Annotated in this window: 21 protein-coding genes; 17 read left to right on the top strand and 4 right to left on the bottom strand. The window is 68.4% G+C overall.

The window, feature by feature from the left end; all coding sequences use genetic code 11:
• Window positions 1-42: 42 nt before the first annotated feature.
• Complete coding sequence (locus tag ACIBTM_RS16375) at window positions 43-714, bottom strand: hypothetical protein (protein WP_395877408.1); 672 nt, start codon at window positions 712-714, stop codon at window positions 43-45.
• Window positions 715-897: 183 nt separating this feature from the next.
• On the opposite strand from ACIBTM_RS16375, the gene ACIBTM_RS16370 reads away from it, so the two are divergent.
• Both ACIBTM_RS16370 and rfbA read left to right on the top strand, forming a co-directional pair.
• Entirely contained in the window at window positions 898-2,046 is a 1,149-nt protein-coding gene (locus tag ACIBTM_RS16370) for a sialidase family protein (RefSeq protein ID WP_395877406.1), read from the top strand.
• 53 nt (window positions 2,047-2,099) lie between these two features.
• The gene (gene rfbA / locus ACIBTM_RS16365; protein ID WP_037332809.1) at window positions 2,100-2,981 is read left to right on the top strand and encodes a glucose-1-phosphate thymidylyltransferase RfbA; all 882 of its coding nucleotides are present in this window, start codon (window positions 2,100-2,102) and stop codon (window positions 2,979-2,981) included.
• Here rfbA and ACIBTM_RS16360 read toward each other — a convergent pair.
• From ACIBTM_RS16360 to htpX, 3 genes are all read right to left on the bottom strand, one after another.
• Complete coding sequence (locus ACIBTM_RS16360) at window positions 2,971-4,287, bottom strand: NtaA/DmoA family FMN-dependent monooxygenase (protein ID WP_395877404.1); 1,317 nt, start codon at window positions 4,285-4,287, stop codon at window positions 2,971-2,973. The two genes, rfbA and ACIBTM_RS16360, sit on opposite strands and share 11 nt — an antisense overlap.
• A 3-nt stretch (window positions 4,288-4,290) precedes the next feature.
• Complete coding sequence (locus ACIBTM_RS16355) at window positions 4,291-5,361, bottom strand: LLM class flavin-dependent oxidoreductase (protein WP_395877402.1); 1,071 nt, start codon at window positions 5,359-5,361, stop codon at window positions 4,291-4,293.
• 171 nt (window positions 5,362-5,532) lie between these two features.
• Window positions 5,533-6,399 (bottom strand): zinc metalloprotease HtpX, encoded by an 867-nt coding sequence (gene htpX, locus ACIBTM_RS16350; RefSeq protein ID WP_395877400.1) that lies wholly within the window; start codon window positions 6,397-6,399, stop codon window positions 5,533-5,535.
• A 133-nt stretch (window positions 6,400-6,532) separates the two neighbouring features.
• Between htpX and ACIBTM_RS16345 the strand changes: the two genes are divergently transcribed.
• From ACIBTM_RS16345 to ACIBTM_RS16275, 15 genes are all read left to right on the top strand, one after another.
• The gene (locus ACIBTM_RS16345; RefSeq protein ID WP_395877398.1) at window positions 6,533-7,501 is read left to right on the top strand and encodes a YncE family protein; all 969 of its coding nucleotides are present in this window, start codon (window positions 6,533-6,535) and stop codon (window positions 7,499-7,501) included.
• A 24-nt stretch (window positions 7,502-7,525) separates the two neighbouring features.
• Window positions 7,526-8,713 carry a BtrH N-terminal domain-containing protein gene (locus ACIBTM_RS16340; RefSeq protein ID WP_395877396.1) on the top strand — a complete coding sequence of 396 codons (1,188 nt, stop codon included), beginning with the start codon at window positions 7,526-7,528 and terminating at the stop codon, window positions 8,711-8,713.
• A gap of 63 nt (window positions 8,714-8,776) precedes the next feature.
• A complete protein-coding gene (locus ACIBTM_RS16335; protein WP_046199891.1) occupies window positions 8,777-9,238 on the top strand; it encodes a thioesterase family protein in 462 nt (153 codons plus the stop codon).
• Between the two features lie 135 nt (window positions 9,239-9,373).
• Window positions 9,374-11,299, top strand: a complete 1,926-nt coding sequence (locus tag ACIBTM_RS16330; protein WP_395877394.1) for a S8 family serine peptidase — start codon at window positions 9,374-9,376, stop codon at window positions 11,297-11,299.
• A gap of 333 nt (window positions 11,300-11,632) precedes the next feature.
• On the top strand, window positions 11,633-12,868 hold the full coding sequence (locus ACIBTM_RS16325) for a class I SAM-dependent methyltransferase (RefSeq protein WP_395877392.1): 1,236 nt from the start codon (window positions 11,633-11,635) through the stop codon (window positions 12,866-12,868).
• On the top strand, window positions 12,865-13,656 hold the full coding sequence (locus ACIBTM_RS16320; protein WP_395877390.1) for a sugar phosphate nucleotidyltransferase: 792 nt from the start codon (window positions 12,865-12,867) through the stop codon (window positions 13,654-13,656). The genes ACIBTM_RS16325 and ACIBTM_RS16320 overlap by 4 nt, the downstream gene beginning before the upstream one ends.
• Window positions 13,653-14,306 carry a PIG-L deacetylase family protein gene (locus ACIBTM_RS16315; RefSeq protein ID WP_395878086.1) on the top strand — a complete coding sequence of 218 codons (654 nt, stop codon included), beginning with the start codon at window positions 13,653-13,655 and terminating at the stop codon, window positions 14,304-14,306. Before ACIBTM_RS16320 ends, ACIBTM_RS16315 begins: the two co-directional genes overlap by 4 nt.
• Before the next feature lie 5 nt (window positions 14,307-14,311).
• Complete coding sequence (locus ACIBTM_RS16310) at window positions 14,312-15,334, top strand: NAD-dependent epimerase/dehydratase family protein (RefSeq protein WP_395877387.1); 1,023 nt, start codon at window positions 14,312-14,314, stop codon at window positions 15,332-15,334.
• A complete protein-coding gene (locus ACIBTM_RS16305; protein WP_395877385.1) occupies window positions 15,331-16,608 on the top strand; it encodes a DUF4910 domain-containing protein in 1,278 nt (425 codons plus the stop codon). The genes ACIBTM_RS16310 and ACIBTM_RS16305 overlap by 4 nt, the downstream gene beginning before the upstream one ends.
• A 2-nt stretch (window positions 16,609-16,610) precedes the next feature.
• A complete protein-coding gene (locus tag ACIBTM_RS16300; RefSeq protein WP_395877383.1) occupies window positions 16,611-17,885 on the top strand; it encodes a hypothetical protein in 1,275 nt (424 codons plus the stop codon).
• Window positions 17,882-18,832, top strand: a complete 951-nt coding sequence (locus ACIBTM_RS16295) for a glycosyltransferase family 2 protein (protein WP_395877381.1) — start codon at window positions 17,882-17,884, stop codon at window positions 18,830-18,832. The genes ACIBTM_RS16300 and ACIBTM_RS16295 overlap by 4 nt, the downstream gene beginning before the upstream one ends.
• Window positions 18,829-20,016 carry a polysaccharide pyruvyl transferase family protein gene (locus ACIBTM_RS16290; RefSeq protein WP_395877379.1) on the top strand — a complete coding sequence of 396 codons (1,188 nt, stop codon included), beginning with the start codon at window positions 18,829-18,831 and terminating at the stop codon, window positions 20,014-20,016. The genes ACIBTM_RS16295 and ACIBTM_RS16290 overlap by 4 nt, the downstream gene beginning before the upstream one ends.
• Entirely contained in the window at window positions 20,013-20,561 is a 549-nt protein-coding gene (locus ACIBTM_RS16285; protein WP_395877377.1) for a dTDP-4-dehydrorhamnose 3,5-epimerase family protein, read from the top strand. Before ACIBTM_RS16290 ends, ACIBTM_RS16285 begins: the two co-directional genes overlap by 4 nt.
• 4 nt (window positions 20,562-20,565) lie before the next feature.
• A complete protein-coding gene (locus ACIBTM_RS16280; RefSeq protein WP_395877375.1) occupies window positions 20,566-21,882 on the top strand; it encodes a glutamate-1-semialdehyde 2,1-aminomutase in 1,317 nt (438 codons plus the stop codon).
• A complete protein-coding gene (locus ACIBTM_RS16275; RefSeq protein ID WP_395877373.1) occupies window positions 21,879-23,387 on the top strand; it encodes a right-handed parallel beta-helix repeat-containing protein in 1,509 nt (502 codons plus the stop codon). The genes ACIBTM_RS16280 and ACIBTM_RS16275 overlap by 4 nt, the downstream gene beginning before the upstream one ends.
• The last annotated feature ends 51 nt before the right edge of the window (window positions 23,388-23,438 follow it).

Below are 23,438 nucleotides of genomic sequence, written 5' to 3'. Positions count from 1 at the left end.
GACGACAAGGCCACCTTCGGCAGAAGGTGGCCTTCGTCATGTCTACGACGCGGTGACCGTCCAGGTCCCGTCGCCTTCCACCGACACGAAGGCCGGACCGGACACGGGCACACTGCCCTGGTAGTCGCCGAGCTGGTTCACCGGGAGCTCCGAGTAGTCGCCGCTGTGCACCCACACCGCGGTGCGGCCGCTGTTCTTGGTGGTGACGGCGACCGCCGAGACGCCATCAGGCGCGGCGAAGACCGCTTCGCTCTTGCCGGACAGGGGCTTGCCCGGCGTGAGCACGGGCAAGCCGCTTTCGTCGGTGATGGTCAGCGTCCAGGCGGCGTTGGCCTTGATGGTGAACGTCTTCGCCTGACGGCCGGGCATGTCGTTGATCCACTGCGTGCCCTTGTACGGGCCGGTGTCGTTGACGATCAGCTCGTTCTCGGTGTTGACCGCGACGTGCCCGGAACACTTCGGGCAGTCGAAGGTCACGAAGCCGAGGCGCGACGGCCAGGCCATGGGGACCGACGCGTTCCCCTTCCCCGAGTGCTTCTCCTCCGGTTGCGGGCCGGGCTTCGGGGTGGTGGTCGGCGTGGGGGTCGTCGATGGTGAGCGCAGCCCGTCCGGGGCCGCCGCCCGCGGGACGACTCGGCCCAGAGCCGGCGAGCAGGCCACCAGGCCCGCGGTCAGCAGCACGGCACTCGCGGCCGCGCACAAGCGCCTGATCACGTGTTCCCCCTAGTCGAACCCTTCATCCGATCTTCGTCGCTCGATAGCCCAGCGTTACCGGACCACTCGGCCGAGCGATTCAGGCCACTCGGAGGTGGGTTTCCGCCGCGACGCTTCCTCGGGAGTCCGAAAGGGACAAAAGCCCGTGTTGTAATCCGGCGATCGCGTTCGAGGAAGGTCACGATGCAACGCCGTTTCAGCTCCGCACTCGCTTTCGCGCTGTCACTCACGGTGATCGCGTCCCTGTTCACGTCCGCGCAGGCCGCGGAGCGCCAGCAGCTCGTGCCCGGCTACGGCTCGTACCCACGGCTCATCCGCCTGGAGCATTCCTCGATCGGCCGTGGCCGCATCCTGGCGTCACTGACCAGCGAAGACGCGGGCGGCAAGTTCACCCCGATCATGGAGAGCACCGACGAGGGCCAGAGCTTCCACAAGATCGGCGAGGTCCGCGACCGCGACGGCCGCCGCGGCATGTGCTGCGGAACGCTGTACGAACTGCCGCAGCGGGTCGGCAGGCTTCGCGCGGGCACCCTGCTGTGGGCCGCGAGCTACCGGCAGGACGCCGGTCCGCAACGGCGGATCGGCATCAGGATCTGGTACAGCCGCGACGCCGGCCGCTCGTGGGCCTTCCTGTCCGAGGCCGCCCGCTCGCACAACCACGACGGCATCTGGGAGCCGGAGTTCGTCGTCGACGCGGGTGGCACGCTGTGGCTGCACTACGCCGACGAGACCGAGGCGCCGCAGTTCGCGCAGGTGATGAACCGGGTCGCCTCCACCGACGGGGTGAACTGGGGCACCAAGCAGCGCACGATGGCCATCCCGCCGCATCGGGTGCGGCCCGGGATGCCGATCATCCGCCGCCTCCCCGACGGCCGGTACTACCTGGCCTACGAGATCTGCAACTACCGCGACCGCTACTGCGACCCGTACTTCAAGATCTCCTCCGACGGCGCCAACTGGGGCGATCCTCTCGATCCCGGCACCCGCGTGACCACCGCCAGCGGCAACTACTTCCAGCACGCGCAGACGATCACGCTGTTCCCAGGCGGCCCGAACGGGGTGCGGCTGGTGATGGTCGGGCAGATCTACACCGACGCCGCCGGTGTCCCGCAGCCCAAGAACGGCCAGGTCCTGCTGGCCAACGACAACTTCGGCGCCGGGCACTGGTACGAGCTGCCCGCACCGGTGCGCATCGTCGGGATCCACAACAACTTCTGCCCCAACTACAGCTCGACGCTGCTGCCGGTCGACGGCGGAAAGAACGTGTTGCAGATCTCCACCGAGTACAACCTCGGCTGCAAGGCGTACTTCGCGAAGGGCCCGGCGTTCTGAGCCACCCGGTAGTGTGAGGTCCCGAGCGATCGGCTACGAAGCGGGGGCATCGCATGAAGGGCATCGTGCTGGCGGGGGGCAGTGGGACGCGTCTGCATCCCATCACCCAGGCGATATCGAAACAGCTGCTACCGGTCTACGACAAACCGATGATCTACTACCCGATCTCGGTGCTGATGTTCGCCGGGATCCGCGAGATCCTGATCATCTCGACCCCCGTCGACCTGCCGCATTTCCGGCGGCTGCTCGGCGACGGCAGCCAGTTCGGGCTCAGCTTCAGCTACGCCGAGCAGGCCGCCCCGAACGGGCTGGCCGAGGCGTTCGTCATCGGCGCGGACTTCGTCGGCGACGACGACGTCGCGCTCGTGCTCGGCGACAACATCTTCTACGGCCAGGGGTTCTCCAGCAGGCTGCAGGCCGCGGCGACCGCGCTCGACGGCTGCGTGCTGTTCGGTTACCCGGTCAAGGACCCGCAGCGGTACGGCGTCGGGGAGATCGACGCCGACGGCAAACTCCTCTCCATCGAGGAGAAGCCCGAGAAGCCGAAGTCGAACAAGGCCATCACCGGGCTGTACTTCTACGACAACCAGGTCGTCGAGATCGCCCGTGACCTCAAGCCCTCCCCTCGCGGTGAGCTGGAGATCACGGACGTCAACCTCACCTACCTGCGGCAGGACCGCGCGACCCTGATCGACCTCGGCCGCGGGTTCGCCTGGCTCGACACCGGAACGCACGACTCGCTACTGGAGGCGGGCCAGTTCGTGCAGGTCCTCGAGCACCGGACGGGCGTCCGGATCGCCTGTCTCGAAGAAGTCGCGCTGCGTATGGGCTTCATCGACGCGGAGCAGTGCTTCGCGCTCGGGGCGAAACTGGCGAAGTCCGGCTACGGCGAATATCTGATGAACGTCGCGCGCACCCAGGGCGCTACCGGCTGAACAGGTGTTCCCGCAGGGTGTCGCCGGTGTAGTCGGTCCGGAAGACACCCCGTTCCCGCAGATGCGGGACGACGTCGTCGACGAACGCGTCCAGCCCGCCCGGGGTCAGATGCGGCACCAGCACGAAGCCGTCGGCGGCGTCGCTCTGGACGTACTCGTCGATCGATTCCGCGACCTGCCGGGCGGTGCCGACGAACTGCTGGCGCGCGGTCACCTCGATGACGAGTTCGCGGATCGAGAGCTTCTTCTCCTCCGCGATCGCCCGCCATTTCGCGGCCACGGCGAGCGGATCCTTTTCGTGCCGGACCCGGCCCCAGGTCAGCGGTTCGGCATCGGGATCCGGGTCGATCTCGGGGAGCGGACCGTCGGCGTCGTAAGCGGAGAGGTCGCGGCTCCAGACCTGTTCGAGGAACTGGATCGCGGTCGCCGGGCGCACCTGCTGGTAGCGGATCTCCCGTGCGTACTCGTGCGCGTCCTCCTCGGTGTCACCGAGGACGAAGGTCGCGGCGGGCATGATCAGCAGCTCGCCGGGCTCGCGGCCGTAGGCGGGCAGCCGCCGCTTGACGTCGGCGAAGAACTCCTTGCCGCTCTCCAGTGAGCCGTGGCGGCTGAAGATGACGTCGGCGGTCTTGGCGGCGAACTCCCGGCCCTCGTCGGAATCCCCGGCCTGGATGACGATCGGCTGCCCCTGCGGGGTCCTCGGAACGGTGAACTCGCCGCGGATGTCGAACTGCGGTCCACTGTGGACAAAGCGCTCGATGCCGCGGGCGAAGACGCCGTTCTCCTTGTCCCCCACCACCGCGTCGGGCGCCCAGCTGTCCCAGAGTTCACGCACGGTGGCGAGGAACTCCTCCGCGCGGCGATAGCGGTCCTCGCGTTTGAGGAAGCCACCACGGCGGAAGTTCTGGCCCGTCCAGGCGTCCGGCGAGGTGACGACGTTCCACGCGGCGCGGCCGCCGGAAAGGTGGTCGATGCTCGCGACCTGCCGCGCGACCTCGTACGGCTCGTTGAAGGTGGACGACAGCGTGCCCGCGAGGCCGAGCCGGGTGGTGACCGCGGAGAGCGCGGCCAGCACGGTGGTGGTGTTCGGCCGCCCGACGACGTCGGAGTCGAGGATCTTGCCCGCGTGTTCGCGCAGGCGCAGTCCCTCGGCGAGGAAGAGGAAGTCGAACTTGCCCCGCTCGGCCGTGCGCGCGAGGTGCTCGAAGGACGAAAAGTCGATTTGACTACCCGAACGCGGGTCGCTCCACACGGTCGTGTTGTTGACGCCGGGGAAGTGTGCGGCGAGTTTGACCTGTTTGGGCATTTGTCACGCCTCCGCGTACTGGTTGGCGGCGACCCCGAGGCCGAGATGGTCGCGCAGGGTGGCGCCGGTGTAGGCCTGCCGGAACACGCCCGCGGCCCGAAGCGCGGGCACGGTCTCGGCGGTGAAGAGCGCCAGGTCGTCGGGCAGGACCGCGGGCCGGAGGTGGAAGCCGTCGAGACCGTTGGACGCCGCGAGGCGGGGCAGCTCGATGGCGAGGTCTGCGGGAGTTCCGGTGAAGGCCGGGCCCGGCGGGAAGGGCGCGTAGGCCTCCAGCGCCCGGCGGCGGTCGATGGCCGCCTGTTCGGTCTCGGCGAGCACGATCGACAGGCCGGCGAGGAGTTTCGCGTCCGGGAAGCGCTCGCGGGCGCCGCGGATCTCGTCGACCAGGACGACGTCGGCGCCGTGCGCGTACGGCGAGTCGCCGTACACCGCGACGACGGGGTGGCCCTGCGGCGGGCGCGGCGTGATCGAAGGTCCCTTGACGCTGAAGAAGCGGCCTTCGAAGTCGACGTAATGCAGCTTCTCGCGGTCGATGAAGCGGCCTGTCGGCTCGTCGCGGATGATCGCGTCGTCCTCCCAGCTGTCCCAGAGGCGGGCGATGACGTCGACGACCTCGGCGTTCTCCGCTTCGGCGTCCACCTCGGACGGCAGGGTGCGCCTGCCGAAGTGCGCGACCTCGGCCTCGGTGCGCGAAGGCACCGCGAGGACGCCTGCACGGCCACGGCTCGCGAAGTCGAGCGAAGCGACGGCCGTCGAGATGTGGAACGGCTCGGTGTGCGTGGTGGTGACCGTGGGGACGAGACCGATTCCGCTGGTCACGGGGGCTATCGCGGCGAAGGTGAGGAGCGCGTCGAGCCGGCCTCGGACGACCTCCTCGCCGCCGGGTTGGAGCGCGAGGGTGTCGTCGAGGGTGACGAAGTCGAGCGAAGCCGCTTCGGCGAGCTTCGCGTGGGCGAGATAGTGGGCGGCGGTGAACAACGCGGACGGGCGGACGTCGGAGACCCGCCAGGCGGCCGGATGCTGCCCGGCCCCGTCGAGCGCGACCCCGAGGTGCAACTGCTGTGCGGAACCCATGCCCGGGGAACTCGCGCGCCCACCCCTCGATTCCCGCTCCCACGAGATGAGATCCCCGGGCGGATCGCGTTTAGCCCGCTAAACGCGATCCGGACGGCAGAGCGCAGTTAGCGGGCTAAACGCGATCTGGGGGACCACCTGCGTTTAGCGGGCTAAACGCGATCCGGCTGGTCAGTAGGGGCGCCGGGCCATTTCTTCCAGGCGCCGGATGCGTTCGTCCATAGGCGGATGGGTCGAGAAGAGCTTCGAGAGGCCTTCGCCCGGACGGAACGGGTTCGCGATCATGAGGTGCGACTGCGAGACCAGTTTCGGCTCCGGCACGAGCGGCGCCGCGCGTGTGCCCCTGTCGAGCTTCCGCAGGGCGGACGCCAGCCCGAGCGGGTCGCCGGTGAGTTCCGCTCCCGACGCGTCGGCCTGGAATTCCCGCGAGCGGCTCACCCCGAGTTTCACGACGGCGGCCGCGATCGGCCCGATCAGCACCAGGAGCAGCCCGACCAGCGGGCTGTCGCCGTCCTCGCGGTTGTTGCCGCCGAAGACGCTGGTGAACATCGCGATATTGGCGATCACGCTGATCACGCTCGCCAGCGCGCCCGCGACGCACGAGATCAGGATGTCGCGGTTGTAGACATGGGACAGTTCGTGCCCGAGCACCGCCCGCAGTTCGCGCTCGTCGAGCAGGTCGAGGATGCCGGTGGTGCAGCACACCGCCGCGTGCCGGGGGCTGCGGCCGGTGGCGAAGGCGTTCGGGGCGACGGTGGGGCTGATGTAGAGCCGCGGCATCGGTTGGCGCGCCGTGGTCGCCAGCTCCCGCACGATCCGGTACATCGCCGGCTGCTCGGCCTCGGAGACCGGCCGCGCGCGCATGGCCCGCAGCGCCAGCTTGTCGGAGTTGAAGTAGGCGTACGCGTTGACGCCGAGCGCCACCACCAGGCCGATGACCAGCGCGCCCCGTCCGAAGAAACCGCTGATCCCGACGATGAGCGCGGACAGCAGGCCGAGCAGGACGACGGTCTTCAGCCCGTTCTGGTGTTTGTGCACGGCGTCCTGCTCCTTCCTTTCTCTGGGTGGGGGTTACTCATCGGAAACAACGCGATCGGGGGACGCGAAGTTCCTTCGCATGCTCTGATCGCGGGTTATGGTCGAAGCCCGGAACGATCATCGGGAGGCGCCTGTGCGAGGACCCGAACTGAGCCGCAGAGCCCTGCTCACGCTGGCCGCGGCCGGTGCCTCCGCGGTCGCCTTCGCACCGGCGGCCAGAGCCGAGAAAGTGCTCCTCGTCGAGGTCGGGGGCACCCCGGAGGCGGTCGCGGTGAATTCCGTCACCGGCTTCGCCTACGTCTCGGACCCGTCCACCGGCACGATCGTCGTCCTCGACTCGCGGTCCGGCACGGTCGGTGACGTGATCCCGGTCGGCGGCGAGCCCGCCGGACTGGCCGTGGACACGGTGACCAACCGGGTCTTCGTGGCGAACCCGCCCGCCGGGACCGTCCTCGTCCTGGACGGGCGGACCAACGACGTCGTCAGTGTGGTTCCCGCCGGTCCCGGCGCGTCCAGTGTCGACGTCGACGAGCAGGCGAACCGTATCTACGCGGTCAGCGGCCTCACCGGGGCGCTCGCCGTCATCGACGGCGTGAGCTGCCGCCTGCTGGACCTGGTCCCGGGCCCGACGCGGGGGTTGTCGTCGACGGCGGTCGACGGCGGTCGCAAGCTCGTGTACTGCACCAGCACCGACACCGACTCGCTGGAGATCTTCGACATCGGCGCGGGCGGGTTCGCCGACGGGATCCCGGTCGGCAAGTCGCCGACCGGCGTCGCCGTGCACAGCGCGTCCGGCACGGTGTACGTCGCGAACTCGGCCATCCACCATCTGTCCATAGTGGACACAGTCGCGCGCAAGGAGAAGGCGACCGTGCTGCTGCGCTCGGAATCGTCCGCGCTCGCGGTCCACGAAGGATCGAACACCGTCTACTCCAACGGCGGCCCCAACGGCATCGCCAGGGTCGACGGCAGGACGAATCTGCTCACCGGCGACCTGTCACTCGGCGTGAACCCCGGCGCGGTCGCGACCGACCAGCGCACCAGGACGGTGTACGTGGCGGATCCCTTACGCGGCAGGGTTTCCTTGATCAAGGACTTCTGACGCCGGAACGGGCATGATGGCGGGGTGAGCGAGTACGAGCTACGTGGCGGGCTGCAACCGGACGTTTCAGCGGTTACCGCCGTACTGACCCATCACGGTGTCGAAGGGCCGGACGGCAAGGCGCCCAGCGAGGCGCTGGTGTTCGCCGTGTCCGGCGGGATCGGGGCCGGCTACATCCTGTGGGACTTCGCGCACGAGACGATGTCGACGATCGTGTTCGGCTTCCGCGCGCGCTGGCAATATCCGCGAGAATGGCTCAAGTCCACAGTGGACAGACTCGGGCTCGCCGCCGACATCCACACCACCGGCGGCAAACGTGCCGCCGCGAAACGGCTCTCCGCGAATCTCGAAGCGGGACGGCCGTCGATCGTCCTCCCCGACCGAGAGTCACTCGGCTACTGGTGGTTGCCGCCGGAGATGTCCGGCGGCGGCGGCCACTTCGTCGTCGCGTACGGCGAAGAGGACGGCCGGGTGCTGGTCGACGACCGGAACCTCGCCCGGCTGACGGTCGACCGGAAGACGTTCGACGCCGCACGTGGCCGGGTCGGCTCGTACAAGAACCTGCTCGCCACGATCGAACCCGGCGAGGTCCCCGACTGGCGGGCGGCCGTGCGCGACGGGCTGACGGATTGCGCACGGAACCTCTCGGAGCCGTCGAAGTCGTTCTCGCTGCCCGCCTGGGGGCGCTGGGCGAAGGCGATGACCGACGAACGTGACCCCAAGGGCTGGCCGCGCGCGTTCGGGGAACGGCGCGGGCTCGTCGGGGCGCTGTTCACCGTGTGGGAGAGCGTCACCCCGGCCGGCATGGAGGGCGGGCATCTGCGCGGGCTGTTCGCCGACTCGCTCACCGAAGCCGCCGGCCTGCTCGAACTCCCGGCGCTGGCGGAACAGGCGTCGACCTGGCGCGGGATCGCCGAGCGCTGGGCGGAGCTGGCCGAGGCCGCCGTTCCCGCGTCGAACGCTGAATTCGCCTGGATGCGCGGACTGGTCAGCGCGGTGTCGGCGGGTGTCCGCGAGGGCGACGCGGGGCAGGACGCCGCCGCGGCCGCCGGTGAGGAGATGTGGAAACTGCGCGCGCACTACAACGACGAAACGCCGTTCACCGACGTCGAAGCCCGTGACCTGTTCAGCACGATGGGCACCATGATCCGGGACATCCACACCGCCGAGACCGCCGCGATCCGCGAACTGTCCGAAGCCCTGATGGAGTGAACCGGGCCGGTGTCCGTTGCGCCGCGCGGCCGGAACACCACGCGATCATTCAAGATCCACTTCGTGCACGCACATCCGCTGGGGACGACCAGTGCGCGTCCCGCTCCCGAGATCCACCTCCACCGCCATCGCCTGCGTGTCGCCGACCTGGACCATCTCGGTCACGTCGGGAATGTGCGGTTGCTGGACTACTTCCAGGAAGCCCAGGTCGCGATGCTCGATCCGCGGCGCGAGCACCTCTTCCAGGCCAAGGGACCGGCGTATCTCATCGCGAAGCACAACGTCAGCTACCTGCGCAGGCTCACCTTCCGCGACAGCCCGGTCGAAGTGGAGACCGTGGTCGGCCGGATCGGCACCTGCGACGTCGTGGTCAACAGCAGGCTGCGCGACGAACGGGCCGTCTACGCGCGCTGCCGCACCATCTGGGTCGCGTGCGTCCTGCCCGAAGGCAGCACGCGAAGACTCGGCGACGAGGAACGCGAGCGGTTGACGCGGTTCAGCGGGACGATCGACGAGAGCTCCTGAATCAGTTTTTAACCGTTTATGCTCCATTTCCCGCAGCACCGGAAAACGGCTGGGCCGTTCAGCGGCTGATCACCACACTTTTCGGCCGGTACCTTCGGAAGACCTCTCCCCTGCAGAGCTCCCCGGAGGTATTTCATGCCACGGTCGAAGTCTGTCCGCTTTCTCGCGCCCTTGGTCGGCGCGATGCTGTTGACGAGCGGGGCGGCCGTCGCCGCCCCGGCCCCCGAGGACCCCCAGTTCATCCGCCTGGCCAGCAGGACCTTCGATCCGCTCAGCCAGCGCACGGCCGCGAGCCAGGACTGGAAGGGCGCCTACCTGCTTCAGGTCCGGAGCGCGCTGACCGACGAACAGCGCGGGCGATTGCGTTCACTCGGCGTGCGGATCGGGACCTACATTCCCGATTTCGCCTACGTGGTCCGGTTGAAGCCGGAGAACCGCGAATCGGTGGCGAAATTGAATTTCGTCCGCTGGCTCGGCGAATACCGTCCGGACGACAAGGTGGAGATCTCGGCGGCCTCGACAGGCGGTTACCTGGTGACGCTGGTCGAATCGGACGCGCGGGACCAGCGCGCGGTGGCCGAGCGGATCCTGCGGCTCGGCGGCGGTATCGAGGCGATCTCGCAGAGCGGGCAGCACATCGTGGCGAAGCTCGGCCCCGGTCAGGCCGCCACCGTGGCGCAGGGGGCCGAAGTGCTCGCGGTCGGCGCGATCACCGCCCCCGAAACCGACATGGCCAACGCCAGGGAGAGCGGGGGCGCGAACTACATCGAGAGTGTCGGCGGCTACCGCGGCCAGGGCGTGCGCGGCGAGGTGATGGACGGTGGCCTGCGCGTCACGCACCAGGAGTTCAAGGCGCGGCCGACGGTGCTGCACGGGTCGAACTCCACCAGCACCAGCCACGGGACGTCCACGTACGGCCAGATCTTCGCGTCGGGTGTGAGCGCGCCGCAGCGGGGGCTGCTGCCCGAAGCCCAGGGGATCTTCGCCACCTACAACAAGCCGGACCGCTACGCCCACACCAAGGAACTGGTCGACCCGGCGGGCAAGTACCGCGCGGTGTTCCAGAGCAACAGCTGGGGTGGCGGGCTGACGACGGCCTACAACTCGGTCTCCGCCGAGCTCGACAAGATCGTCTTCGATCACGACCTGCTGATCTGCCAGTCGCAGAGCAACGCGGGCACCCAGCAGTCGCGGCCGCAGGCCTGGTCGAAGAACGTGCTCTCGGTCGGCGGGCAGTACCACTACAACACGCTGGGCCGCACCGACGACAAGTGGAACGGCGGCGCCAGCATCGGCCCGGCCGCCGACGGCCGGATCAAACCGGAGCTGTCGAACTACTACGACCGGATCGACACCACGTCGTCCGGCAGTGACACGTCGTACACGACGTCGTTCGGCGGCACGAGCGGCGCGACCCCGATCACCTGCGGAAACGCCGGGCTGCTGTTCCAGATGTGGGCCGACGGCGTGTTCGACGGCGGCCCCGGCAAGGGCCGCGACGTCTTCGCGAGCCGCCCGCACGCCTCGACCGCGAAGGCGCTGTTGATCAACGGGGCCGACCAGTTCGCGTTCAGCGGCACCTCGCACGACATGACCCGGACACACCAGGGCTGGGGCACCGCGAACGTGCGGTACCTGCACGAACAGGCCAAGGCGAACGGGTGGAAGCTGCCGGTGCTGGTGAACGAAACCGACCTGCTGGGCACCGGGCAGTCCAAGAAGTACACGGTCGCGGTGAACGGGACCAAGCAGTTCAAGGCCACGCTGGCCTACACCGACCCGGCGGGCTCGCCGAGCGCGTCGGTCACCAGGGTCAACGACCTGACACTGAAGGTCACCGCGCCGAACGGGACCGTCTACTACGGCAACAACGGGCTGAAGGCGGGCAACTTCTCGACCGCGGGCGGATCGCCGAACACCGTCGACACGGTGGAGAACGTCATCCTCGAAAAGCCGGCCGCCGGTACTTGGACGGTCGAGGTCGTGGCGACCCAGGTGAACGCCGACGGTCACCCTGAAACGTCGGCGACCGATGCGGACTACGCGCTAGTGGTTTCTTGACGGTGTGACGGCCGGATCGCGTTTAGCCCGCTAAACGCGATCCGGGCCGGGGGGGCGCGTGGCGACCAAGTGTCGCGAAAGCCACTTTCGGGACATCTGACGTCGCGAAAGTGGCTTTCGCGACGTCCGCGGAGGCCCAGCGCGTCGCGTTTAGCCCGCTAAACGCGATCCGGCAGGGTTGCCCGCGCCCGGATGGCGGAGACGTCTGCGCCGATGGCCGAGACGCCAGGTTTCGGTTATGAGACGGAAGCGTGAGACCCCTGGAAGGCATGTAACGAGGCGACCCGAGGTGCCGACGTCTGGGATACGTGACGCGAGCCAAGGAGCCTCTCGATGACCACCTGCCGACTCTGCGGCTCGGCCCATCTCGCCAGTGTCGTCGACCTCGGGGCGACGCCGCCGTGTGAACGTTTTCTGACCGTGGAACAGCTCGCGGAGCCGGAGCCGACCTACCCCCTGCACCTGCGGGTCTGCACCGAATGCCGGCTCGCCCAGATCCCGCCGCTGATCACCCCGGAAGAGACTTTCACCGAATACGCGTATTTCTCGTCGTATTCCGCCTCCTGGGTCGAACACGCCAAAACGTTCGTCGACGACGCCGTCGAGCGACTGGGGCTCGACGAGTCCTCGTTCGTCGTCGAGGTCGCCAGCAACGACGGCTATCTCCTCAAACACGTTGTGGCACAGCAGATCCGCTGTCTCGGCGTGGAACCTTCGGTGAACGTGGGCCAAGCCGCGCGTGACGCCGGGGTGCCGACGAAGACCGCCTTCCTCAGCCCCGAAAGCGGACGCGACGTCCGCGAGGAGCACGGTCCCGCCGACCTCGTCGTGGCGAACAACGTTTACGCACACATTCCGGACATCATCGGTTTCACGCACGGGCTTCGTGCCCTGGTCGCCGATGACGGCTGGGTCAGCATCGAGGTCCAGCACCTGCTGACGCTGATCCAGGAGAACCAGTACGACACGATCTATCACGAGCATTTCCAGTACTACACGGTGGAATCCGCGCGCCGGGCCCTCGCGCGCGGCGGATTGTCCGTTGTGGACGTCGAGCTCCTGCCCACCCACGGCGGTTCGATCCGGCTGTGGGCGCGCCCTGACGCCGTCGCCGGTGAGCCGAGCGAGCGGATGACGCAGGTCCTCGACGCGGAAAAGGCGGCCGGACTGCACGAAATGTCCGGGTACACCGAATTCTCCGAGCGGGTCACCAAGGTCCGGCTGGAGCTGAACAAGTTCCTCACCGACGCCGCGCTCGAAGGCAAGAGCGTCGTCGGATACGGCGCGCCGGGCAAGGGCAACACGCTGCTGAACCACTGCGGCATCCGCCCGGACGTGCTGCCGTACACCGTCGACCGCAACCCGTACAAGCACGGCCGGTTCACCCCCGGCACCCGGATCCCGATCCTGCCGCCGGAACGCATCGAAGCGGACCGGCCCGATTACGTGCTCGTCCTTCCGTGGAACCTCCGGAAGGAGCTGACCGCCCAATTGTCCTTTGTGGACGAATGGGGCGGGAAACTGGTCTTCCCCATCCCGCACCTGGAAATCGTCGAGGTGAAGTCGTGAAGGTAGTCCTCTTCTGCGGCGGCTACGGCATGCGGATGCGCAACGGTGACGCGTCCGACGTGCCCAAGCCGATGGCCATGGTCGGCCCCAGACCCCTGATCTGGCACGTGATGCGGTACTACGCGCATTTCGGGCACACCGAGTTCGTCCTCTGTCTCGGGTACGGCGCGCACCACATCAAGGAGTTCTTCCTCAATTACCAGGAGACCACCTCCAACGATTTCGTCCTGCGCCGCGGCAAGCCCGAGCTGCTGTCGACCGATATCGCGGACTGGTCGATCACCTTCGTGCAGACCGGTCTCGAATCGGCCATCGGCGAACGGCTGCGCCGGGTGCGCCCGTACCTCGAAGGCGACGAGATGTTCCTCGCCAACTACGCCGACGTCCTCACCGACGCGCCCTTGCCGGAGATGATCGAGCGGTTCACGGAATCCGACGCCGGCGCGTCGATGATGGTCGTACCGCCGCAGTCGTCGTTCCACTGCGTCGAGATGGGCGAGGACGGCCGCATCGGCGCGCTGACCCCGGTCAGCGAGATGCCGTTGTGGGAGAACGGCGGGTACTTCGTGCTGCGCCAGGAGGTCTTCGACCACATCCCCGAGGGCGGCGATCTGGTGGCCGACGGCTGCGGCGAGCTCGCCAAGCAGGGCAAGCTGCTCGCGTACCCGTACCGCGGGTTCTGGAAGCCGACCGACACCGTCAAGGAACGGGTCCAGCTGGACGACGCCTACGCGCGCGGAGACCGTCCGTGGGCGCGGTGGGAGCGCGAAAAGGCGAGCACGGCGTGATCGAGCTCGGCACCGGCGGCGTCCAGCGGATCGTCGCGCTCGGCGCGCACTGTGACGACATCGCCATCGGGGCGGGCGGCACCCTGCTGACGATCTGCGCCGCCAACCCGGGTGTCCGGGTGGACGCGTTCGTCCTTTCCGGCGGCGGCACCGAACGGGAGGCCGAGGAGCGCGCCGCGCTCGCGGCCTTCTGCCCGGGCGCCGACGTGGAGGTCACCGTGCTCAAACTGCCCGACGGCCGGTTCCCCGCGCACTGGGAAGAGGCCAAGAACGGGCTGGAGGAGCTGCGCCGCCGCACCGACCCGGACCTCGTCCTCTCCCCGCGCACGGCGGACGCGCACCAGGACCATCGTGGCCTGGCGAAGCTGGTGCCGACGGTGTTCCGCACGCATCTCCAGCTGGAGTACGAGATCGTGAAATGGGACGGCGACCTCGGCAAACCCACCGCGTACGTGCCGCTGTCGCCCGAGCGCGCCGAGGAGAAGGTCCGTCTGCTCCAGGAGCATTACGCCTCCCAGCGGCACCGGCCCTGGTACGACCGGGAAGCCTTCCTCGGCCTCGCCCGCATTCGCGGCATCGAATGCGGGCAGCGCTATGCCGAGGCCTTCGATCTCAAGAAACTGACGCTCGACCTCACTCCGAAAGGCTGAAAGCCATGCGTGTGCTGCTGACCGGGCACAAGGGCTACCTGGGCACGGTGATGGCCCCGGTGCTGGCCGCCGAAGGTCACGAGGTGATCGGCCTCGACTCCGGTCTCTACGACACCTGCGTCCTGGGCCCGAAGCCCGAAGACCCCGAGGGCTTCGAGGTCGACCTTCGTGACGTCACGGCCGAGCACGTGGCCGGTGTGGACGCGGTGATCCACCTCGGCGCGCTGTCCAACGACCCGCTCGGTTCGCTGGCGCCGGAGCTGACCTACGACATCAACCACCACGCTTCGGTCAAGCTCGCGAAGCTGGCGAAGGACGCCGGGGTCAAGCGGTACCTCTACGCCTCGACGTGCTCGGTCTACGGCGCTTCGGGCGGCGACGGCCTGGTCGACGAGGACGCGCCGCTGCGCCCGGTGACGCCGTACGCCGAGTCGAAGGTGCGGGTGGAGGACGACGTCCAGGAGCTCGCCGACGACGACTTCAGCCCGGTGTACATGCGCAACGCCACCGCTTTCGGGTTCTCGCCCCGGCTGCGCGGCGACATCGTGCTCAACAACCTGACCGCGCACGCGTACCTCTCCGGCGAGGTGCTGGTGCTCTCCGACGGCACGCCGTGGCGGCCGCTGGTGCACGCCAAGGACATCGCGCGGGCCTTCGCCGCGGCCTTGGTCGCACCGAAGGAGGCCGTGCACGGCAAGGCGTTCAACATCGGCACCGAACGCAACAACGTGACCGTCGCCGAGATCGCCGAGGAGGTCGTCGAGGCCGTTCCCGGCTCGACGCTGCGGATCACCGGCGAGGCGGGTGCGGACCCGCGTTCGTACCGGGTCGACTTCTCCCGGTTCCGGGCGGCGATCCCCGGCTTCGACTGCGACTGGTCGGTCAAGGACGGCGCGCTCGAACTGATCGAGGCCTACAAGACCCACGGCCTCACCGAACACGGTTTCCAGCGCCTGTTCACCCGGCTCGCGCGGCTGCAGGACCGCACCGCCGCCGGCGAACTCGACGAAACGCTGCGACGACGGTGACGAGCCACCGGGACCTGGAGACGGGCGCCGACCTGCGAAGGCTGGTCGAGCGCCTGTATCCACTGTGCCGCAGCATCACCGGCGACGGCGTCCGCCGCACGCTGGAGATCGTCGGCGAGCACGTCCCGCTGGAGATCCACGAGGTCCCCACCGGCACCCGGGTACTGGACTGGACGGTGCCGCGGGAATGGAACATCCGCGACGCGTACATCAAGGACGCCTCCGGCCGCCGCGTGGTCGACTTCGGTGAGTCGAACCTGCACGTCGTCGGCTACAGCGTCCCGGTGTCGCGGACGATGCCGCTCAGCGAGCTGCGCGAGCACCTGCACACCCTGCCCGACCAGCCGTCCTGGGTGCCGTACCGGACCAGCTACTACGCGCCGACCTGGGGTTTCTGCCTGTCGCAGGAGACCCTCGACGCGATGCCGGACGGCGAGTACGAGGTCCGCATCGACTCCACGCTGGCCGACGGGAGCCTCACCTACGCCGAGCACGTCGTACCGGGCGAGGTCACCGACGAGGTGATCATCTCCTGCCACACCTGCCATCCGTCGCTGGCGAACGACAACGTCGCCGGGATCGCGATCGCCGCCGCGTTCGCGCGGACGCTCGAAAAGCCCCACTACACCTACCGGTTCCTGTTCATGCCGGGCACGATCGGCGCCATCACCTGGCTCGCGCGCAACAACGACCGCGTCGGCCGGATCAAGGCGGGGCTCGTGCTGGCCTGCGCCGGTGATCCGGGATCGTTGACCTACAAGCGAAGCCGCCGGGGCGACGCCGAAATCGACCGTGTGCTCGCGTATGTCCTGGCCGATCGCGCGCACAAGATCGTGGACTTCTCGCCGTACGGCTACGACGAGCGCCAGTTCTGCTCCCCCGGCTTCAACCTCGGCGTCGGCTCGCTGACGAGGACGCCGTACGCGGGCTATCCCGAGTACCACACCTCGGCCGACAACCTCGATTTCGTTTCCACGGAGGCCATGGAGGAAACCCTTCAGACCTTGAAGGACACCTTCGCCGTCCTCGACCGCAACCGCAGCTACGTCAACCTCAGCCCCTTCGGCGAGCCGCAACTCGGCAAGCGCGGGCTGTACGACTCGCTCGGCGGCCGAAGCGACGCCAAACAAGCCCAGATGGCCATGCTCTGGGTGCTCAACCTCTCGGACGGCGAGCACAGCCTGCTCGACGTCGCCGAGCGGTCCGGGCTGCCGTTCGATTCCGTCGTCGCCGCCGCCGAGGCGCTGCACGACGCCGGATTGCTCAAGGATTAGCCATGCGATCACTTCTGCGTTCCCAAGCCATCCGGGCCATGGCCGGACGGCTCAGCTGGGGCCTCGGCGACCAGGCCGTCTCCAGCATCACCAACTTCGTGGTCGGCTTGTTCGTGGCGCGTTCACTCGGCACGTTCGCCTTCGGCATGTTCAGCCTCGCTTGGGTCAGCTACGGCGTGGTGCTCAACCTTTCGCGCGGGCTGACGACGGATCCGCTGATGGTGCGGTTCTCCGGGGTGCCCACCGAGACCTGGCGGACGGCGACCGCCAAGGCGACCGGGACGGCGCTCTCCGTGGGTGTCGTCGCCGGTGCCGTCAGTGTGGTCGCCGGTCTCGTGGTGGGTGGCCCCGTCGGCGGCGCGTTCGTCGCACTCGGCTTCGTCATCCCGACGTTGCTGCTGCAGGACGCCTGGCGGTTCGCCTTCTTCGCCGCGGGGCACGGGAAGAAGGCGTTCCTCAACGACGTCGTCTGGGGTGTCGCGCTGGTCCCGGCGCTGTTCATCGCGCACCAGTGGTTCGACACGGTCGTCGCCTTCATCCTGGCGTGGGGGCTGTCCGGAGCGGTAGCCGCCGGCTACGGCTGCCTGCAGGCCGGGGTCCGGCCGGATCCGCGCGGCACGCTCTACTGGCTCAAGCACCACCGCGACCTCGGCACCCGCTACCTGATCGAGAACGTCAGCAACAGCGGCTCGTCGCAGCTGCGGATGTACGGTCTCGGCGCGATCGCCGGGCTGGCGAGCGTCGGCGCGGTTCGCGGGGCCGAACTGCTCCTCGGACCGTTCTTCGCCCTCCTGATGGGACTTTCCCTGGTCACGGTGGCCGAAAGCGCGCGGGTGCTCCAACGGGCCCCGCATCGCCTCCGCCACTTCTGCGCCGTGCTCGGCGCGGGCCAGGCGGCCGCGGCCCTGCTCTGGGGTCTCGCCTTGCTTCTGGTACCCCACGACGCCGGCCGGTTCGTCCTCGGCGACGTGTGGGATCCCGCTTCGGAACTGATCCTCCCGGTGACCATCGGTATCGCCGCGGCGGGTTTCAACACCGGGGCGGCCGCCGGATTGCGTGCGCTCGGCGCTGCGAAAAGGAGCCTTCGCGCCCAGCTGATCAACTCGGCCGGCTACGTCGGTTTCGGGCTCATAGGCGCCTTCTTGGCCGGGGCGTCCGGATCCGCTTGGGGGGTCGCTTTGGCGATCACCAGCGGGTCGGCGGTGTGGTGGCTTCAGCTGCTCGCCGCGCTCAAAGAGCATTTGACTTCGGAGAAGGAAGAAATGAGGACGTCATGAGCACCGCTCCTCGGCTGAGCATCGGGCTCCCGGTCTACAACGGCGAGGACTACCTCGCCGAATCGCTGGACGCACTCCTCGGCCAAAGCTACGAGAACTTCGAGCTGATCATCTCGGACAACGCGTCCACGGACCGCACCGAAGAGATCAGCCGCGAGTACGCGAAGCTGGACTCCCGTGTCCGGTATGTGCGCCAGCCGGTCAACATCGGCTGCGCGCCCAACCACAACTACTGCGTCGACGTCGCCCGCGGCGAGCTGTTCAAGTGGGCGTCCGACGACGACCTCTACGCCCGTGACCTGCTGGAGCGCTGTATCGAGGCGCTCGACGAGTATCCCGAGTTCGTCCTCTCGCACTCGTGGACGGCGATGATCGACGAGAAGGCCGTCGTCACGCAGGCACTGGAGTACCCGCTCAACACGGTCTCGCCGCACGCCGCGGAACGCTTCCGCAGCACACTGTTCGCGCCCGGCGGGGACGACGACGGCGCGGTCATCCGCACCGAGGTGCTGCGCCGCGTCGCGCCGCTCGACAGCTACCACCACGCGGACCGCACGATCATCTCGGAGCTGGCCCTGCACGGCCCGTTCCACCAGGTGCCCGACTGGCTGTACTTCCGGCGCGACCACCCCGGCCGCTCCGAGCACGAGCACCCGACCGTGCGCAGGCGGGCCACCAACCTCGACCCGAAACGGGCCGACAAGCTGCGCCACCCGATGGTCCGGCTGCTCGGCGAGTACGTGCTCGGCTACGTCAAGGCGATCCGCAACGCGCCGATCTCCGGCGCGGAGAAGCGCGAATGCTTCCGCTACCTGCGGCAATGGCTGCTGAACCGGGCGGGGAATCCGGCCATGGGACGGATGCCGGTCCAGGCCGAGGCCGAACTCGGCCCACGTGAGGTGTCCGTGGCCTCAGTCGTCGCCGGCCAGGAGGGACGAGTCCCTTGACCCCGCCCGCGAGAATCGGGCTGTTCGGGCTCCTCGGATCGGGGAACCTCGGCAACGACGGTTCCTTCGAGGCGGTTCTCGGGTATTTGCGCACGGAACATCCGGGCGCCGCGCTCAGCGTGATGTGCGGCGGCCCGGAAATCGTCGCGTCGCGCTACGGACTCGAAACGACCGCGTTGAACTGGTACGAGGGCGAGTACCGGACAGCCTCGGGGCCGTTGTCCATTGGCTTGAAGGGCTTCGGGAAACTCGTCGACCTCTTCCGCACGGCGGCTTGGGTGCGGCGGCAGGACGTGGTGATCGTGCCGGGGATGGGTGTCCTCGAATCGACCCTTCCCTTGCGTCCCTGGGGTTTCCCGTACGCCCTGCTGCTGCTTTCGGTATCCGGCCGTCTGGTCGGCACCAAGGTGGCGCTGGTGAGCGTCGGCGCCAGCGTGAGCACGCACCGGGCCACCCGCTCCGTCATCGGCTGGGCCGCGCGGCTCGCGGCGTTCCGGTCCTACCGGGACGAGCCGTCACGGGACGCGATGCGCACGATGGGCGTCGACGTCACGAACGACCGCGTCTACCCCGATCTCGCCTTCGCCCTGTCCGCGCCTTCGGAACCGGTGCTGCCCCGATCCGTCGGGGTCGGGGTGATGGCGTACCACGGCGGGAACGACGACCGGCACCGCGCCGCCGAGATCTATGAGTCCTATGTGGACAAGATGACGAGGTTCGTGGCGCGGCTGGTCGCCGACGGCCGCCCGGTGCGGTTGTTCATCGGCGATCGGGCCGACGCGCAGGTCGTCGACGAGATCATGCGGGAACTGGAATCCCCGCTGATCGCCGCCGCCGACACGGCCACTTTGGACGAGGTGATGCGGGCGATGTCGGCGGTCGAGACCGTCGTCGCCACCCGGTACCACAACGTCCTGTGCGCGCTGAAGCTCGCGAAACCGACGTTGTCCATCGGGTACGCCCGCAAGAACGAGGTACTCATGACCACGCTGGGACTCGGCGAGTTCTGCCAGTCCGCCAAGGAGATCGACTTCGACGCGCTGGTGCGCCAGTTCGCCGAACTCGAATCCAGGGCGGGTGAACTGACCGAGATCGTCGCGAAACGAAGCGCGGAGCAGGCCCGGCTGCTGGACGAACAGTTCGCCGCGCTGTCGGCCGCCTTCCTGCCGATGGGAGTCCGATGAAGGTGATTCCGGTGCCCGCCATCGCGGGCGCGTACCTGTTCGAGCCGACTCCGCACGCCGACGAACGCGGCTTCTTCAGCCGCACCTTCGACGCCGACGTCGTCCGGTCGGCCGGGATCGACCCGAACGGCTTCCTCCAGGACAGTGTTTCCCGCTCCCGCAAGGGAGTGCTGCGCGGGATGCACCTCCGTTCGGGGCTCGGTGAGGCGAAGCTGGTCCGGTGCTCGTGGGGCGCCGTCTTCGACGTCGTCGTCGACCTGAGGCCGGATTCGCCGACGTACCTCGGCAAGGAGACGTTCGAACTGTCCGGGGAGACCCAGGTGTCGCTGTACATCCCGGCCGGTTGCGCGCACGGGTTCCAGGCGCTCACCGAGTACGCCGACGTCTCCTACCGGATCGACCGCGCGCACGATCCCGCCGAGGACGTCGCGATCGCTCACGACGACCCGGAACTGGCGATCCCGTGGCCGCTTCCGGTGGCGCTCATGTCGGAGCGGGACCGCCAGGCCCTTCCTCTTTCCGCTGTCCTACAGAACACGAGGTGAGAGCATGACCCGTCGTCTTCCCCGATCCATGCGGGCCAACGAGCGCCTCCACGCGATGATCCCCGGCGGGGCGCACACCTACGCCAAGGGTGACGACCAGTATCCGGAGAACCTGGCACCGGTCATCTCGCACGGGCTCGGCGCGCACGTCTGGGACGTCGACGGGAACGAATACATCGAGTACGGCTCGGGGCTGCGCGCGGTCAGCCTCGGGCACGTGCACCCGAGGGTGAGCGAAGCCGCCCACCGGGAGATCGACCGGGGCGCCAACTTCGCCCGTCCGTCCATTGTGGAGGAACGGGCGGCGACGAAATTCCTCGAAACCGTGCCGACCGCCGAGATGGTCAAGTTCGCCAAGAACGGCTCGGACGCCACCACGGCCGCGGTCAAACTCGCCAGGGCGGCCACCGGCAGGCCGCTCGTGGCGATCTGCCGCGACCACGCGTTCTTCTCCATCGACGACTGGTTCATCGGCACCACGGCGATGTCGTCGGGTATCCCGGACGCGGTCACCGATCTCACCGTGTCGTTTCCCTACGGCGACCTCCCGGCGACGGAGCGGCTGCTGCGGGAGAACGCGGGCCGGGTCGCCTGCCTGATCCTGGAGGCGTCCACCCAGCTCGAACCGCCCGCCGGCTACCTCGTCGGCCTGCGGGAACTCGCCGACCGGTACGGCTGCGTGCTGATCTTCGACGAGATGATCACCGGCTTCCGCTGGTCCGAGGCGGGCGCACAGGGGCTCTACGGTGTCACGCCGGATCTCTCGACGTTCGGCAAGGCCCTCGGCAACGGGTTCGCCGTCTCGGCGCTGGCCGGCAAGCGCGAACTGATGGAACTCGGCGGGCTGCGCACCGGCGAGGACCGCGTCTTCCTGCTGTCCACCACGCACGGCGCCGAGACGCATTCGCTGGCCGCCGCGATCGCGGTCATGGAGACCTACACCGAAGAAGGCATCGCCGCGCGGCTGCACGCGCTCGGCGACCGGCTCGCCGCCGGGGTCCGCGAAGTCGCGGCCTCGGCCGGGGTCGGGGAACACGTCGTCGTACGCGGCCGGGCGAGCAACCTCGTCTTCGCCACGCTCGACGCCGAGAAGAACCCGTCGCAGGACTACCGAACGTTGTTCCTGCGGCAACTGGTCACGGGCGGGGTCCTCGGGCCGTCGTTCGTGGTCAGCAGCGCGTTGTCCGAAGAAGACATCGACCGGACGGTCGAAGTGGTCTCGCAGGCCTGCCTCGTGTACCGCAAAGCGCTCGACGCGGATGATCCGGCACCGTGGCTGGGTGGCCGTCCGGTGAAACCGGTATTTCGGAGAAGGGTATGAGTTCAGGGATCACACCTCGCTCGACCGGCGCGCGGGTGTTCTGCACCGCGTTGTCCGTACTGCTGCTCCAGGTCACCGTAGCGAACACAGTGAACACGGCGGTGGCGTCCGAAGAGCCGACTCGAGGGGTGTGCGGCAAGACCGTCGGCGTCCCTTCCGCCCCGGAAGGTGCCCAGGTCGTCGATCCGGGCACCGATCTGACCGACAAGACCCGGTTCAGCCCGCCGGGGACCACGTTCTGGCTGTCACCGGGCGAGCACACCCTGAGTTCCGACCAGTTCGGCCAGGTGATGCCCAAGGACGGCAACGTCTACCTCGGCGCGCCCGGCGCCGTGCTCAACGGACGTGGGATCAACCGCGCGGCCTTCACCACGACGGCCAAGGACGTGGTGATCCGCGGGCTGACCATCCGCGGCTTCGTCGCCGAACGCGACCAAGGCGTGGTCAACCACGACTCCGGCGAACGCTGGACCATCGAAGGCAACGTCATCGAGAACAACGACGGCGCCGGGATGATGACCGGATCCGGCCAGCGGGTGATCGGGAACTGCCTGCGGAACAACGGGCAGTACGGCATCAACGCCTACCGGTTCGGCGGCGGGCTGACCGGGCTGGTGATCGAGGGCAACGAGATCACCGGGAACAACACCGGCGACTGGGAGACGAAGATCCCGGGCTGCGGTTGCAGCGGCGGGGCGAAGTTCTGGGCCGTGAACGGCGCCGACGTCATCGGCAACTGGGTCCACCACAACCACGGTGTCGGGCTCTGGGCCGACACGAACAACAACGACTTCCTCATCCAGGACAACCTGATCGAGGACAACGCGTCCGAGGGCCTGTTCTACGAGATCTCCTACAACCTGGACCTGATCGGGAACACGTTCAACCGGAACGCGCTGGTGCAGGGACGGAAACGGGCCGCCAAGGGCGACAGCTTCCCGGTCGCGGCGGTGTACCTCAGCGAGTCCGGCGGCGAGCCGCGACTGCCCGCCCGGACCAGCCGGATCGACATCCGGGGCAACATGTTCTCCGACAACTGGTCGGGGATCACGCTGTGGGAGAACGCCGACCGGTTCTGCAACAGCCCGGCCAACACCTCCTCGCTCTCGTGTACGGCGCTGGTCTCCCCGACCTCCGCCTGCTCCGATCCGGGTATCGCGACCGAGCCGCTGTACGGCGACTGCCGCTGGAAGACCCAGCGCGTTTCGGTGCACGAGAACACCTTCGAGTTCGACTCGGCGATGGAAGGCTGCCTCGGCCTGTGCGGGCGGATGGCGGTGCTCTCGAACTACGGGACCTTCCCGGCCTGGTCGCCGTACCGGGGTGCCGTGATCTCGGAGGCGATCACCTTCCGGCAGGAGAACCGGTGGTACGACAACCAGTACTACGGGCCGTGGACGTTCGTCGCCCACGACGCCTCACGGCGGCTGACCGCGGCGCAATGGCAGGCAGAGCCCTACCGGCAGGACACCTGCAGCGGGTTCGGCGGGGCCGGGACCTGCTGAAACTTCACCTGTAAGTGTCCATCTGGGACAGTCCATACTGGCTTACCGTTT

Source organism: Amycolatopsis sp. NPDC049868, from assembly GCF_044461365.1.
In the GTDB taxonomy this organism is placed as follows: domain Bacteria; phylum Actinomycetota; class Actinomycetes; order Mycobacteriales; family Pseudonocardiaceae; genus Amycolatopsis.
This window is presented reverse-complemented; position numbering and strand designations above follow the sequence as displayed.